14 protein-coding genes are annotated in these 12,031 nt (G+C 67.2%); 7 read left to right on the forward strand and 7 right to left on the reverse strand.

All coding sequences use genetic code 11. From position 1 onward, the window contains the following. Positions 1 to 228: 228 nt before the first annotated feature. Both SZ55_RS08510 and SZ55_RS08515 read right to left on the reverse strand, forming a co-directional pair. Positions 229 to 1,578: a heavy metal sensor histidine kinase gene (locus SZ55_RS08510; RefSeq protein ID WP_044404169.1), complete on the reverse strand. Its 1,350-nt coding sequence runs from the start codon at positions 1,576 to 1,578 to the stop codon at positions 229 to 231. Further along, the gene (locus tag SZ55_RS08515) at positions 1,575 to 2,255 is read right to left on the reverse strand and encodes a heavy metal response regulator transcription factor (protein WP_044404171.1); all 681 of its coding nucleotides are present in this window, start codon (positions 2,253 to 2,255) and stop codon (positions 1,575 to 1,577) included. The genes SZ55_RS08510 and SZ55_RS08515 overlap by 4 nt, the downstream gene beginning before the upstream one ends. Positions 2,256 to 2,397: 142 nt before the next feature. On the opposite strand from SZ55_RS08515, the gene copI reads away from it, so the two are divergent. The 4 genes from copI (at position 2,398) to queF (ending at position 6,246) form a co-directional block, all read left to right on the forward strand. Continuing rightward, the gene (gene copI / locus SZ55_RS08520; protein ID WP_044404173.1) at positions 2,398 to 2,964 is read left to right on the forward strand and encodes a copper-resistant cuproprotein CopI; all 567 of its coding nucleotides are present in this window, start codon (positions 2,398 to 2,400) and stop codon (positions 2,962 to 2,964) included. Beyond that, entirely contained in the window at positions 2,964 to 4,643 is a 1,680-nt protein-coding gene (locus SZ55_RS08525; protein WP_044404175.1) for a copper resistance system multicopper oxidase, read from the forward strand. The genes copI and SZ55_RS08525 overlap by 1 nt, the downstream gene beginning before the upstream one ends. Next, positions 4,630 to 5,331, forward strand: coding sequence for a copper resistance protein B (locus SZ55_RS08530; RefSeq protein WP_044404177.1), 702 nt, complete (start codon positions 4,630 to 4,632; stop codon positions 5,329 to 5,331). Before SZ55_RS08525 ends, SZ55_RS08530 begins: the two co-directional genes overlap by 14 nt. An 84-nt stretch (positions 5,332 to 5,415) precedes the next feature. After that, entirely contained in the window at positions 5,416 to 6,246 is an 831-nt protein-coding gene (queF, locus tag SZ55_RS08535; protein WP_044404179.1) for an NADPH-dependent 7-cyano-7-deazaguanine reductase QueF, read from the forward strand. An 82-nt stretch (positions 6,247 to 6,328) separates the two neighbouring features. On the opposite strand, the gene SZ55_RS08540 is transcribed toward queF, so the two are convergent. The 3 genes from SZ55_RS08540 to SZ55_RS08550 form a co-directional block, all read right to left on the reverse strand. Beyond that, the gene (locus SZ55_RS08540; RefSeq protein WP_044404181.1) at positions 6,329 to 6,589 is read right to left on the reverse strand and encodes a DUF4404 family protein; all 261 of its coding nucleotides are present in this window, start codon (positions 6,587 to 6,589) and stop codon (positions 6,329 to 6,331) included. 128 nt (positions 6,590 to 6,717) lie between these two features. After that, positions 6,718 to 7,458, reverse strand: coding sequence for a phosphatase (locus SZ55_RS08545; RefSeq protein WP_044404183.1), 741 nt, complete (start codon positions 7,456 to 7,458; stop codon positions 6,718 to 6,720). A 57-nt stretch (positions 7,459 to 7,515) separates the two neighbouring features. Beyond that, the gene (locus tag SZ55_RS08550) at positions 7,516 to 7,944 is read right to left on the reverse strand and encodes an acyl-CoA thioesterase (protein WP_044404185.1); all 429 of its coding nucleotides are present in this window, start codon (positions 7,942 to 7,944) and stop codon (positions 7,516 to 7,518) included. 109 nt (positions 7,945 to 8,053) lie between these two features. Here SZ55_RS08550 and SZ55_RS08555 point away from each other — a divergent pair, with 109 nt between their 5' ends. Then, positions 8,054 to 8,755: an MlaA family lipoprotein gene (locus SZ55_RS08555; RefSeq protein ID WP_044404186.1), complete on the forward strand. Its 702-nt coding sequence runs from the start codon at positions 8,054 to 8,056 to the stop codon at positions 8,753 to 8,755. A 67-nt stretch (positions 8,756 to 8,822) separates the two neighbouring features. Here the strand turns inward: SZ55_RS08555 and SZ55_RS08560 are convergent, their stop codons facing one another. Continuing rightward, the gene (locus SZ55_RS08560; protein ID WP_044404188.1) at positions 8,823 to 9,125 is read right to left on the reverse strand and encodes a PilZ domain-containing protein; all 303 of its coding nucleotides are present in this window, start codon (positions 9,123 to 9,125) and stop codon (positions 8,823 to 8,825) included. 215 nt (positions 9,126 to 9,340) lie between these two features. On the opposite strand from SZ55_RS08560, the gene rssB reads away from it, so the two are divergent. Next, a complete protein-coding gene (gene rssB, locus SZ55_RS08565; protein WP_044404190.1) occupies positions 9,341 to 10,525 on the forward strand; it encodes a two-component system response regulator RssB in 1,185 nt (394 codons plus the stop codon). Then, the gene (rssC, locus tag SZ55_RS08570; RefSeq protein WP_044404192.1) at positions 10,522 to 11,004 is read left to right on the forward strand and encodes an anti-sigma factor antagonist RssC; all 483 of its coding nucleotides are present in this window, start codon (positions 10,522 to 10,524) and stop codon (positions 11,002 to 11,004) included. Before rssB ends, rssC begins: the two co-directional genes overlap by 4 nt. A gap of 61 nt (positions 11,005 to 11,065) precedes the next feature. On the opposite strand, the gene tal is transcribed toward rssC, so the two are convergent. Next, on the reverse strand, positions 11,066 to 11,992 hold the full coding sequence (gene tal / locus SZ55_RS08575) for a transaldolase (protein ID WP_044404194.1): 927 nt from the start codon (positions 11,990 to 11,992) through the stop codon (positions 11,066 to 11,068). Positions 11,993 to 12,031 lie beyond the last annotated feature (39 nt).

The raw sequence follows: 12,031 nt of genomic DNA on the forward strand, positions 1-12,031 counted from the left end.
GTGTGTGCCTTTTTTGTTCTGGGCAGACAGTAGGTGGCCGCGACATGCGGACAGTGCCGGCTGGACGGTGCCGCTCGTGGCAGCACCGACAGGCGCGGTTCTCATGGTATCGCCCCGTCCGGTACATGGCCGGGAGGTGACGGTTCGGCAGGGTGTGGCAGGGCCAGGCAGTCCTTCGCCGACCGGCGATTATCCCAGAGTAGACGCTGCTACGAGGGGTAGCACTGCTCAGTTCTGCGATGCGGTCGTGGTTGTGACGGGGAAGTCCATCTGGAAGCGTGTCCAGCCGTCCGCGCTCACGCAGCGGACTTCGCCGCCGTGGGCGCGGACGATGGAGCGGGTGATGGCCAGGCCGAGCCCGGCATGCTCGGCCTGGCCTTCGCGGCGGGCCGGGTCGGCGCGGAAGAAGCGGTCGAACAGGCGCGGTTGCAGTTCGGCGGGGATGGCCGGGCCCTGGTTGGCCACCTCCAGGCGCAGCGAGGGGCCGGCGGGGCAGGCGCTGAGTTCGATGGCGCCGCCGGCCGGGGTGAAGCGCAGGGCGTTGTCCAGCAGGTTGGAGAGGGCGCGGCGCAGCATGGCGCGGTCGCCCTCCAGGCGGCCATTGCCGGAGCAGGTGAGGCGGATGCCGCCTTCCTCGGCCAGGGGGGCGAAGAACTCGGCCAGTGCCTCCAGCTCGTCGGCCAGTACCAGGGGCTCGCGGCGGGTGGTGAGCAGGCCGTGCTCGGCCTTGGCCAGGAACAGCATGTCGTTGACCATTTGCGCCAGGTGCTGCAGCTCCTCCAGGTTGGAGTGCAGGGCTTCGCGGTAGGTGGCCAGGTCGCGGGGCTGGGCGAGGGTGACCTGGGTCTGGGTCAGCAGGTTGGACAGCGGGGTGCGCAGCTCGTGGGCGATGTCGCCGGAGAAGGCGGAGAGCCGCTGGAAGGCGTCTTCCAGGCGCGCCAGCATGGCGTTGAAGGCGCTCACCAGGTCGCTCAGCTCGGCCGGCACGTTGGCCGGGTCGAGGCGGGTGGTGAGGGAGTGGGCGGAGATGCCGGCGGCCACCTCGGCCATCTGCCGCAGGGGGCGCAGGCCGCTGCGTACGGCCCAGGCACCGAGCAATGCGGTGGCCAGGGCGCTGAGGCCGACGGTGAGCCAGATCAGCCGCTGCATGCGTTCGAGGAAGTGCTGGTGGTGGGTGATGTCCAGCCGCAGGTCCAGGCGCGGGCTGTCGGCTTGGCCGGGGAGCAGTTCGGTGCCGTAGGCGCGCCAGGCGGTCTCGCCATGCTGGGCGTGGGCGGCGACGGCCTGGCTGTCGAACCACAGCTCGCCCTGGGGGCCGAGGATGCGCAGGGCGAGGTCGGGCTGGCGTTGCAGCTCGGCGTGCAGGTCGTCTTCCCGCGCGGCGAGGGCTTCGGCGCTGCCCACCGGGCCGAGCAGGCTGCGCAGGGCTTCGGCGCGGCTGGCCAGCAACTGGTTGTCCAGTTCGAGGAAGTGCGCTTCGCTGGCCCGGTCGAACAGGGCGCCGGCGATGAGCGAGACGCTGGCGGTGGCTGCGGCGAACAGCAGGCTGAGGCGGGCGCCGAGGGAAAGGCGCATCAGGCGTCCCGCGCCTCGAGCACGTAGCCCATGCCGCGCACGGTGTGGATCAGGCGGGTGGGCCAGGCGTCGTCCACCTTGGCCCGCAGGCGGCGGATGGCGACTTCGATGACGTTGGTGTCGCTGTCGAAGTTCATGTCCCAGACCTGGGAGGCGATCAGCGACTTGGGCAGCACTTCGCCCTGGCGCCGCAGCAGCAGTTCCAGCAGGGCGAACTCCTTGGCGGTGAGGTCGATGCGCTGGCCGCCACGCTCCACCCGGCGGCGCAGCAGGTCGAGGCGCAGGTCCGCCAGTTGCAGGCTGGTGTCCTGCTGGCCGGTGGTGCCCCGGCGCAACAGGGTGCGCACCCGCGCCAGCAGTTCGGCGAAGGCGAAGGGCTTGACCAGGTAGTCGTCGGCGCCCAGCTCCAGGCCGCGCACGCGATCCTCGACGGCATCGCGGGCGGTGAGGAACAGCACGGGCGTCTCCAGGCCGGCTTCGCGCAGGGTGCGCAGCACCTGCCAGCCGTCGCGGCCGGGGAGCATCACGTCGAGGATGATCAGGTCGTGGTCGCCGGTCAGCGCCAGGTGCTGGCCGGCGATGCCGTCGCTGGCCAGGTCGACCAGGAAGCCGGCTTCGCCCAGCCCCTGGCGCAGGTACTGACCGGTCTTGGGTTCGTCTTCGACGATGAGCAGTTTCATGGCGGGCCTGTGTCGTGGGGGTTCCTTTATACCGTGCCGGGCCGGTGCGGTGGGCCTGGCTGACAAAGTTGTAATGTGCCGGTAAGCCAGGCGCCAGTGGCAGGGCGGCAGGATGGGGGCCTGTCCATCAGGAGACCCTGTCATGAAACGATCCGCCCTTGTTCTCGCCTGCGGCCTGTTCCTCAGCCTGCCCGTGCTGGCCGACGGTGCCGCCACCTTCGCGTTCGGCCACCCGGCCAAGGCGGCCGATGCCGGCCGTACCGTGGAGATCACCCTGGGTGACATGTATTACGAGCCCGCCAGCCTGCAGGTGAAGGCGGGCGAGACGGTGCGCTTCGTGCTGAAGAACACCGGCAGCCTGCTCCACGAGTTCAACCTCGGCGATGCGGCCATGCATGCCCGCCACCAGCAGGAAATGCTGAAGATGCAGCAGATGGGGATGCTCACCCCCACCGGCATGAACATGAAGCACGACATGGGCGCCATGGATCACAGCCAGATGGGGCACGACATGGCCGGCATGGACATGGCTGGCATGGATCACGGGGCGATGATGAAGCACGACGACCCCAACAGCGTGCTGGTGGAACCGGGCAAGACGGCCGAGCTGACCTGGACCTTCACCCAGGCCACCGGGCTGGAGTTCGCCTGCAACATTCCCGGCCACTACCAGGCCGGCATGGTCGGCAAGGTCGAGGTCAAGCCCTGATGCGTGCGCTGATGGGCGCCGGCTTGCTGGCCCTGGCAGCCGACGCCGGGGCCGGCACCTATGAGCTGGTGATCGATGAGGGGCGCGTGGCCTTGAGCGATGGCAGCCGGCCGGCGTTGACCATCAACGGCCAGTCGCCCGCGCCGGAGCTGCGTTTCAAGGAAGGCGAGGAGGTGCAGATCCGCGTGACCAACCGCCTGGACCGCGACACTTCGCTGCACTGGCACGGGCTGATCGTGCCCTACGACCAGGACGGCGTGCCGGGCATCAGCTTCCCGGGCATCAAGCCCGGGCAGACCTTCACCTACCGCTTCCGCGTGCAGCAGTCGGGCACCTACTGGTACCACGCCCACAGTGACTTTCAGGAGCAGGAGGGGCTGTACGGGCCGCTGGTGATCGAGCCGAGCGGGCGCGAGCCGTACCGCTACGACCGCGAGTACACGGTGATGCTGTTCGACTGGCAGGACGAAAAGCCCGAGCGCACCCTCGCCAACCTGAAGAAGGACGCCGAGTACTACAACGACCACAAGCGCACCCTGGGGGACTTCTTCACAGATGCCGCCCGCGATGGCGTCTGGGCGACCCTCAAGGACCGCTGGAGCTGGGGCGACATGCGCATGTCGCCGACGGACATCGCCGATGTCAGCGGGTTTCGCTTCCTGGTCAACGGCCGCGACGCGGAGCAGAACTGGACGGCGCTGTTCAAGCAAGGCGAGCGGGTGCGCCTGCGCATCATCAACGCCTCGGGTATGAGCTACTACGACCTGCGCATCCCCGGCCTGCCGATGACGGTGGTGCAGGCGGATGGCAACGACGTGCTGCCGGTGACGGTGGACCAGGTGCGACTGGCGGTGGCCGAGACCTATGACGTGATCGTGCAGCCCCGCGAGGATCGGGCCTATACGCTGTTCGCCGCCTCCATGGACCGCCGTGGCTACGCCCGCGCCACCCTGGCGCCCCGGCCGGGCATGGTGGCCGAGGTGCCTACCCTGGGGCCACCGCGCCTGCTGAGCATGGCCGACATGGGCATGGATCACGCCATGCCGGGGATGGACCACGGTGCGATGGCGGGCATGGGCGATGCAGAAATGGCCGGGATGGACCATGCCGCCATGGGCCACGGGATGCCGGCCGCCGGTGGCAACCCGGATTACGCGCCGGGCAGCGGCATCGCTCCCGAGCCGGTGGAGGGCGGGCGGGTGCTGGTCTACGGCGATCTCAAGGCGATGCGCCCGGATGCCCGCTACCGCGCGCCGGACCGCACCATCGAACTGAAGCTCACCGGCAACATGGAGCGCTACTTCTGGTCCTTCGACGGGGTGAAATACTCCGAGGCTGAGCCCATCCGCCTGCGCTACGGTGAGCGGGTGCGCTTCCGCTTCGTCAACCAGACGATGATGAACCACCCGATGCACCTGCACGGCATGTGGATGCAGCTGGACAAGGGCAACGGCCGGCTCAACCCGCTCAAGCACGTGGTCAACGTGGCGCCCGGCAGCACGCTGGAAGTGGACGTGCCGGCCGATGCCATCGGCCAGTGGGCGTTTCACTGCCACCTGATCTACCACATGGCCAGCGGCATGTTCCGCAAGGTGATCGTCGAGGCGCCCGATGGCAGCAGCCGCTCCCTGGGCGAGGCCATGCAACCGATGGAGGAGGCTGCTCATGCGGGTCATTGAATGGGGGTTGCTGGCGGCATTGGCCAGCCCGTTGTCCTGGGCGATGGAGATGGATGCCATGCCGGTCGGCTACCTGGGGTTCGATCGCCTGGAGCAGCGCTTCCACGGCAACGACACCCAGCTGGCCTGGGAGCTGGAGGGCTGGTACGGCACCGACACCCACAAGCTGGTGCTGAAGAACGAAGGCGCCCGGGATGCCGGGGGGCCGACCACGTCGAGCCACACCGAGCTGCTGTACCGGCGGATGTTCAGCGACTTCTTCGACTGGCAGGCGGGCGTGGCCCATGACGACCAGCCGGGGCCGGCGCGCAGCCATGCGCTGGTGGGGATCAAGGGGCTGGCACCGCAGTGGTTCGAGGTGGAGGGCAACCTGCTGGTGAGCGAACGGGGTGATCCCTCGCTGCGCCTGGAGGCGGAATACCAGGTGCTGCTGACCCAACGGCTGGTGCTGGAGCCCCGGCTGGAATACGACCTGGCCCTGGCGGACGACCGCGACCTGGATCGCGGCGCCGGCAGCGGCACGCTGGAGGCGGGGTTGCGCCTGCACTGGCGGGTGACGCCGGCGTTCTCGCCTTACCTGGGTTATGAGTGGGAGCGTACCCAAGGCCGCAGCGGGGACTGGCTCCGCGCAGCCGGCGAGCCGGACGAGGAGGGCGCCTGGGTGCTGGGGCTGCGCTTCTGGCTGTAAGGGGCCGGGCGTGTCGCCGAGGTTTTGCGGCAGGCCCGGGCTGTATACAATTGCGCGGTTTTCTCCCCCGCCAGGTCGCCTCTCATGCAGCATCCCGCCGAACACTCGCCGCTGGGCAAGTCCAGTGAGTACATCAGCACCTACAGCCCGCAGCTGCTGTTCCCCATTTCCCGCGTGGCGAAGTGGAACGAGCTGGGGCTGACGGCGGAGACCCTTCCTTATAAGGGCGTGGATTTCTGGAACTGCTACGAGCTGTCGTGGCTGACCCCGTCGGGCAAGCCGGTGGTGGCCATCGGCGAGTTCGCCATCCCGGCCGATTCGCCGAACATCATCGAGTCGAAGTCCTTCAAGCTTTACCTCAACTCCCTCAACCAGAGCGCCTTTGCCACGGCTGCGGAACTGGTGGCGGTGCTGGAGAAGGACCTGTCGGCCGCGGCAGGGGCCGAGGTGAAGGTGCGCGTGCGCAGCCTGGCGGAGGTGGAGGTCGAGGGTGTGGCCCGCGCCGCCGGCACCTGCATCGATGACCTGGATGTGAGCATTGACCACTACGACCATCCGCAACCGGAGCTGCTGCGCGCCGATGCCGCCGAGTTGGTGGAGGAGGCACTGCACAGCCACCTGCTGAAATCCAACTGCCCGGTCACTGGCCAGCCGGACTGGGGCACGCTGGTGGTGCAGTACAAGGGGGCTCGCCTGGACCACGCCAGCTTCCTGGCCTACCTGGTGAGCTTCCGCCAGCATTGCGACTTCCATGAGCAGTGCGTCGAGCGTGTCTTCCTCGACCTGCTGCGCCTGCTCGAGCCCGAGCACCTGACGGTGCAGGCACGCTATGTGCGCCGCGGCGGGCTGGACATCAACCCCTACCGCAGCACGCACCCCATCAGCCCGGACAACGGTCGGCTGGTGCGGCAGTAACTCATTCCGGGCTGCGCCCAGCGGCAAGCTGAAACGAAGAACCCCGGCACCTGGCCGGGGTTCCTGCATTCGGGGTGGGGGGTCAGATGCCCATGCTGACCAGGCTCTGCATGATGTTGCGCAACGTGCCGGCCAGGGTCGGGTGGCTCAGCTCGAAACGCTCGACGGCCAGGTTGACGCCGTCCACCAGGCTGTCTTCCGGAGTGTGGGCCTCGTTCGCCAGCTTCAGTTCGATGTCGCGGATCAGGCCGTTGAGGTGGGCGCGCTCTTCCGCATCCATCGGGGTGTCTTGGGCCAGTTGGTCGCGCAGTTCGCTCAGTTGCTGCTGCAGGCGTTCGGACATGGTGTTCTCCCTTTTGACATGACTCAGGAGTGGACCGCCGTCTGACGGCAAAAGGTCCCGGTGCCTGTGAGATTAATCCAGGCGGGGCGGCGCTGCCTGATCGTGATCAATGCCGTTACAAAACGGGGTCAGGGCTTCTCGCCCTTCTGCCGGCGGCTCGCCAGGTCGTCGAGGCAGTCGGGCAGCTCGCCGAGGTGGTCGATCACCGAATGGGCGCCGAGGCGATACAGCTCCAGGGTGGCGCGGGCGCGCCGGGCGTCGCGCTCGTTGGCCGGCAGTGCCTGCCAGTCCCCCAGGGCGTGGCCGCAGAGTCGGCCACTGGCGGCGAGGCCGACGGTCCACAGCCCGGCGTTGAGGCCGGCCTGGAGCAGGCGGGGTTCGCCGCTGACCAGCACGCAGCCTTCCAGGCGTTCGACGCCGAGGCCGGTGAGGGCGTTCCAGCAGCTGTCCGGGGCTGGCCAGGGGCGCCCGGTGCCGGCCTGGGCCGGTGGGAGCGAGTCGGGCAGCGACTGGGCCAGCACCGTGGTGACGTGTTCGGGCAGTTCGTCCAGCCAGGCTGCGGGGATGTTCTGACTGGCCAGGCGGTCGAGGAGGGCGTCCAGGCCCGGTGCCGGTTCAGCACGCTCATGGGCGGCCTCGACCAGGGCATCCTGCAGCCGGGCCCGCTCTGCTGGGCGGGGGCGGCGCTTCAGCAGCGCTTCCAACTGGTCGGTCGGGGCAAGGGGGGCAACCTCATCCAGCTGCCCGTCGGTGTGGCGCACAACGGTGCGCTGCAGGGCCAGGGGCAGGGTCCGGGAGCCGAAGTCCACCAGGCAGCCGGTCAGGCCGAGGAGCAGGGCGGTGAAAGGGGGCGGCGGGGTGCTGGGCATKGGTGGGTCATCCTGACGTGGGCTCTTCCAGCCTAGCTGCCCGGGATGACGCGCAGGTTACGGTTCCGTGACGGTCGGCGGGCCCTGGAAGATGCGCCGCAGGGCTTCCGGCACAGGGACCGGGCGGTTGCTGGCGTGGTCGACCCAGACCAGTTTGCAGTGGCCTTCGCCATGGACCACGCCAGGTGCCTCCAGGGTGCCCAGGCGGTGCTCGACCACCAGGCTGGAGTTGCCCAGCGTGCCGGCGTAGAGCTCCACCACCACGGTGGCCGGGTGCACGACGGGGCGCAGGTAGGTGTGCAGGGTCTGCAGCACCACCGGACCCTGGGCCACGTGGTTCATGGCGATGCCGTGGCGCTCGAACCAGGCGACGCGGGCTTCTTCCAGGTACTGGATATAGAGGGTGTTGTTGACGTGGCCGTAGCTGTCCATATCGCCCCAGCGCACGGGGATGTGCGCTACATGGAGTAAATTCTTTTCCGCCATTGGTCGCGTTACCTATGCTGCCTATTGGCCATTCAATGGCCGTATACTGCGCGCCTTGTCGGGCGGCCCGCTGGGGGCGCCACACTACTTTTCCCTAGGAGAGACTGCAATGCGAATGATCGGTGCGGGTTGGCTCGATCGAATGGGCCGCCTGCTGGCGGTCGCCGGCCTGGTGGCGCTGCCGCTGGTGGTCCAGGCTGCGGATGAAGACCCGTGGGAGGGCGTCAACCGCGCGGTGTTCAGCTTCAACGACACGGTCGACACCTACGCCCTGAAGCCGATCGCCCAGGGCTACCAGTACGTGACGCCGCAGTTCGTGGAAGACGGCGTGCACAACGTCTTCCGCAACGTCGGTGACGTCGGCAACCTGGCCAACGACCTGCTGCAGGGCAAGCTGCACGCGGCGGGCGTGGACACCAGCCGGCTGATCTTCAACACCACCTTCGGCGTGCTTGGCGTGTTCGACGTGGCGACCCGCATGGGGCTGCAGCGCAGCGACGAGGACTTCGGTCAGACCCTGGGCGCCTGGGGCGTGGGCAGCGGCCCGTACGTGGTGCTGCCGCTGTTGGGGCCGAGCACCCTGCGCGATGCGCCTGCGCGCTTCGTGGACAGCTACACCACGCCCTATCCCTACATCGACCACGTGCCGACCCGTAACGTGATCCTCGGGGTGAATACCGTGGACACCCGTTCCAGCCTGCTGTCGGCCGAGAAGATGATCACCGGCGACAAGTACGTGTTCATCCGCAACGCCTACCTGCAGAACCGCGAGTTCAAGGTGCGCGACGGCGAGGTTGAGGACGATTTCTGATCGCCTCCCTCGTTTTGCGGGTATGAAAAAGGCGGCCAATGGGCCGCCTTCTTTCTATGTGCGCCGATCAGCTCATCGAGGTGATGGCGAGGCCGATGGACATGCGCCCATCGTCGCCGGCCGATATGCGAACCACCTCGGCTTCGGCGTCCAGGCCCTTGAGCTCGGCGTGGTCGGACGGGATGTGGACGCGCACCTTGTCACCTATCGACAGGTGGGCATCGGCTTCCAGTTGCATGCCGGTGCTCGACAGGTCGCGGCACAGGGCCGGGTACTCGCGGCCTCCATGGTGCAGAACGACCTGCGCCTCGACCTGCATGCGGATGAAGTCGCGCTTCTCGCTGTAAGAACGATGATCGTTCTGACTCATTATCTGCTGTCCTCTGGTATTGGATGGACTGACCCCGGCCTCTTATAACTCCCGCTCTTTTCATGTGTAAAGGCAGGTTTCGACAATCGGCGCACGCTTGAATCGCCCTGCGGATGGGAGTACCGTCTGCGCCTTGAAGCGAACCCCTTACCCGCATCCGGCCTAGGTCGGTGCCTCAACCAGCCCACCCCCGGCGCCGTTTGCCTGGATACTCCATGCACAATACCAGTGCCAAGCTGCTGATCATCGACGACGACGAGGTTGTCCGCACCAGCCTCGCAGCCTATCTGGAAGACAGTGGTTTCAACGTCCTGCAGGCAGGTAATGGTCTGCAGGGGTTGCAGGTCTTCGAGCAGGAACATCCCGATCTGATCATCTGCGACCTGCGCATGCCCCAGGTCGACGGGCTGGAACTCATCCGCCGCATCAACCAGCTGGAAACCGACACGCCGGTGATCGTCGTGTCCGGGGCCGGTGTGATGAGCGACGCCGTCGAGGCCCTGCGCCTCGGGGCGGCGGACTACCTGATCAAGCCCCTGGAAGACCTGGCGGTGCTGGAGCACTCCGTACGCCGCGCGCTGGATCGCCACGCCCTGCGGCTGGAGAACCAGCGCTACCGCGAGGAGCTGGAAGCCGCCAACCGCGAACTCCAGGCCAGCCTGCACCTGCTGCAGGAAGACCAGAACGCCGGGCGCCAGGTGCAGATGAACATGCTGCCGGTCACGCCCTGGACGGTGGACGGGTTGCACTTCGCCCACCAGATCATCCCGTCCCTCTACCTGTCGGGGGACTTCGTCGACTATTTCCGGGTCGACGAGCGGCGCATTGCCTTCTACCTGGCGGATGTCTCCGGCCATGGCGCCTCGTCCGCCTTCGTCACCGTCCTGCTCAAGTTCATGACCACCCGGCTGCTCTACGAGTCGCGCCGTGGCGGTACCTTGCCGGAGTTCAAGCCCTCCGAGGTGCTCGGCCACATCAACCGTGGCCTGATCAACTGCAAGCTGGGCAAGCACGTGACCATGCTGGGCGGGGTGATCGACGAGGAGAGCGGCAAGCTGACCTACAGCATCGGCGGGCACCTGCCCCTGCCTGTGCTGTACAGCACAGGCCAGGCGCATTACCTCACCGGGCGCGGCCTGCCCGTCGGCCTGTTCGAGGAAGCGAGCTACGAGGACCAGGTGATGGACCTGCCGGCCTCGTTCAGCCTGACGCTGATGTCCGACGGCATCCTGGACCTTTTGCCGGGCGACACGCTCAAAGAGAAAGAAGCTGCCCTGCCGGAAATCGTGCAGGCAGCCGGTGGATCCCTGGATGGCCTCAAGAAGGCCTTTGGCCTGGCCAACCTGGGGGATATGCCAGATGATATCGCCTTGCTGGTGTTGAGCAGGAACCTTGCATGAGTACCGGTAAAATCCAGTTTGCCGAGCAGGACGGCACCTTTGTCCTGAAGTTCGTCGGTGAAATCCGCCTGACCCTGTGTTCGGCCCTGGACGCCACTATCGAGAAGATCTTCTCCGCACTTAACTTTTCGGCGATCGTCATCGACCTGACCGAAACGCGCAGCATCGACAGCACCACCCTGGGCCTGCTGGCCAAGCTGTCGATCCTCTCCCGGCAGAAGGTCGGGCTCTTGCCCACCGTCGTCACCACCCACCCGGACATCACCCGGCTGTTGCAGTCGATGGGCTTCGATCAGGTGTTCAACATCGTCGACAAACCGCTGCCGTGCCCTGAGTGCCTGGAGGACCTGCCGCCCCAGGACCAGACCGAGGACGTGGTGCGCACCAAGGTGCTCGAAGCACACCGCATCCTGATGGGGCTGAACGAGTCTAACCGCGAAGCCTTCCATGACCTGGTCAGCGCGCTCGAGCGCAGCTGACCTTTCAACCTTCCCCGCTTGAACCTGATGCGCCTGGCCGTTGCAGCCAGGCGCTTTCGTATCAGGCGCGTGCCTTGAGCAGGGCTTCGAGCTTTTCCTGATCCCGGGCGAACAGGCGGATGCCCTCGGCCAGCTTCTCGGTGGCCATCGCGTCTTCGTTGAACTGCCAGCGGAAGGCCGGCTGATCCAGTGTCTGGCGCGGTTCTGCCGCGCCCTCGGCGCTCAGCTGGCGGACCACCTGGCCGTCATCTTCGGCCAGCTTCTGCAGCAGGTCCGGGCTGATGGTCAGGCGGTCGCAGCCAGCCAGTGCCTCGATCTGCCCCAGGTTGCGGAAGCTGGCACCCATTACCACCGTCTCGTAGCCGTGGGCCTTGTAGTAGCGGTAGATGCGCGAGACTGACTGCACGCCCGGGTCCTCGGCGCCTGCGTAGTCGCGGCCTTCGGCCTTCTTGTACCAGTCGTAGATGCGCCCGACGAAGGGGGAGATCAGGAACACCCCGGCCTCGGCGCAGGCGACCGCCTGGGCGAAGTTGAACAGCAGGGTCAGGTTGGTCTGGATGCCGCTGCGCTCCAGGCGCTCGGCGGCGCGAATGCCTTCCCAGGTGGAGGCGATCTTGATCAGCACGCGTTCGCGGCCGATGCCGGCCTTGTCATACAGCTCCACCAGACGCTCGGCGCGGCGCAGGGTCGCCTCGGTATCGAAGGACAGGCGCGCGTCCACTTCGGTGGAGATACGCCCCGGAATCACCTTGAGGATCTCCTGGCCCACGGCCACCCCGAAACGGTCGCATGCCAGCCCCAGGTCGCCAGCGCTTCCCGCCACGGCCTGGTCCAGCAGATCGGCGTAGCGGGGCAGGGCTGCTGCCTTGAGCAGCAGCGAGGGGTTGGTGGTGGCATCCACCGGCTTGAGACGGGCGATGGCATCCAGGTCGCCGGTGTCGGCCACCACGGTGGTGAACTGCTTCAGTTGGTCCAGCTTGGAAGTCATGACGAGGCCTTGTCGTTGCAGGTTGCGTGACCTTACCTG

The organism is Pseudomonas sp. FeS53a (assembly GCF_000931385.1).
In the GTDB taxonomy this organism is placed as follows: domain Bacteria; phylum Pseudomonadota; class Gammaproteobacteria; order Pseudomonadales; family Pseudomonadaceae; genus Metapseudomonas; species Metapseudomonas otitidis.

What these genes read in the sequence shown, in the direction of transcription:
- SZ55_RS08515 (WP_044404171.1), bottom strand. Translation starts at nt 2,255, where the DNA reads ATGAAACTGCTCATCGTCGAAGACGAACCCAAGACCGGTCAGTACCTG.
- copI (WP_044404173.1), top strand. Translation starts at nt 2,398, where the DNA reads ATGAAACGATCCGCCCTTGTTCTCGCCTGCGGCCTGTTCCTCAGCCTG.
- SZ55_RS08525 (WP_044404175.1), top strand. Translation starts at nt 2,964, where the DNA reads ATGCGTGCGCTGATGGGCGCCGGCTTGCTGGCCCTGGCAGCCGACGCC.
- SZ55_RS08530 (WP_044404177.1), top strand. Translation starts at nt 4,630, where the DNA reads ATGCGGGTCATTGAATGGGGGTTGCTGGCGGCATTGGCCAGCCCGTTG.
- queF (WP_044404179.1), top strand. Translation starts at nt 5,416, where the DNA reads ATGCAGCATCCCGCCGAACACTCGCCGCTGGGCAAGTCCAGTGAGTAC.
- SZ55_RS08540 (WP_044404181.1), bottom strand. Translation starts at nt 6,589, where the DNA reads ATGTCCGAACGCCTGCAGCAGCAACTGAGCGAACTGCGCGACCAACTG.
- SZ55_RS08545 (WP_044404183.1), bottom strand. Translation starts at nt 7,458, where the DNA reads ATGCCCAGCACCCCGCCGCCCCCTTTCACCGCCCTGCTCCTCGGCCTG.
- SZ55_RS08550 (WP_044404185.1), bottom strand. Translation starts at nt 7,944, where the DNA reads ATGGCGGAAAAGAATTTACTCCATGTAGCGCACATCCCCGTGCGCTGG.
- SZ55_RS08555 (WP_044404186.1), top strand. Translation starts at nt 8,054, where the DNA reads ATGCGAATGATCGGTGCGGGTTGGCTCGATCGAATGGGCCGCCTGCTG.
- SZ55_RS08560 (WP_044404188.1), bottom strand. Translation starts at nt 9,125, where the DNA reads ATGAGTCAGAACGATCATCGTTCTTACAGCGAGAAGCGCGACTTCATC.
- rssB (WP_044404190.1), top strand. Translation starts at nt 9,341, where the DNA reads ATGCACAATACCAGTGCCAAGCTGCTGATCATCGACGACGACGAGGTT.
- rssC (WP_044404192.1), top strand. Translation starts at nt 10,522, where the DNA reads ATGAGTACCGGTAAAATCCAGTTTGCCGAGCAGGACGGCACCTTTGTC.
- tal (WP_044404194.1), bottom strand. Translation starts at nt 11,992, where the DNA reads ATGACTTCCAAGCTGGACCAACTGAAGCAGTTCACCACCGTGGTGGCC.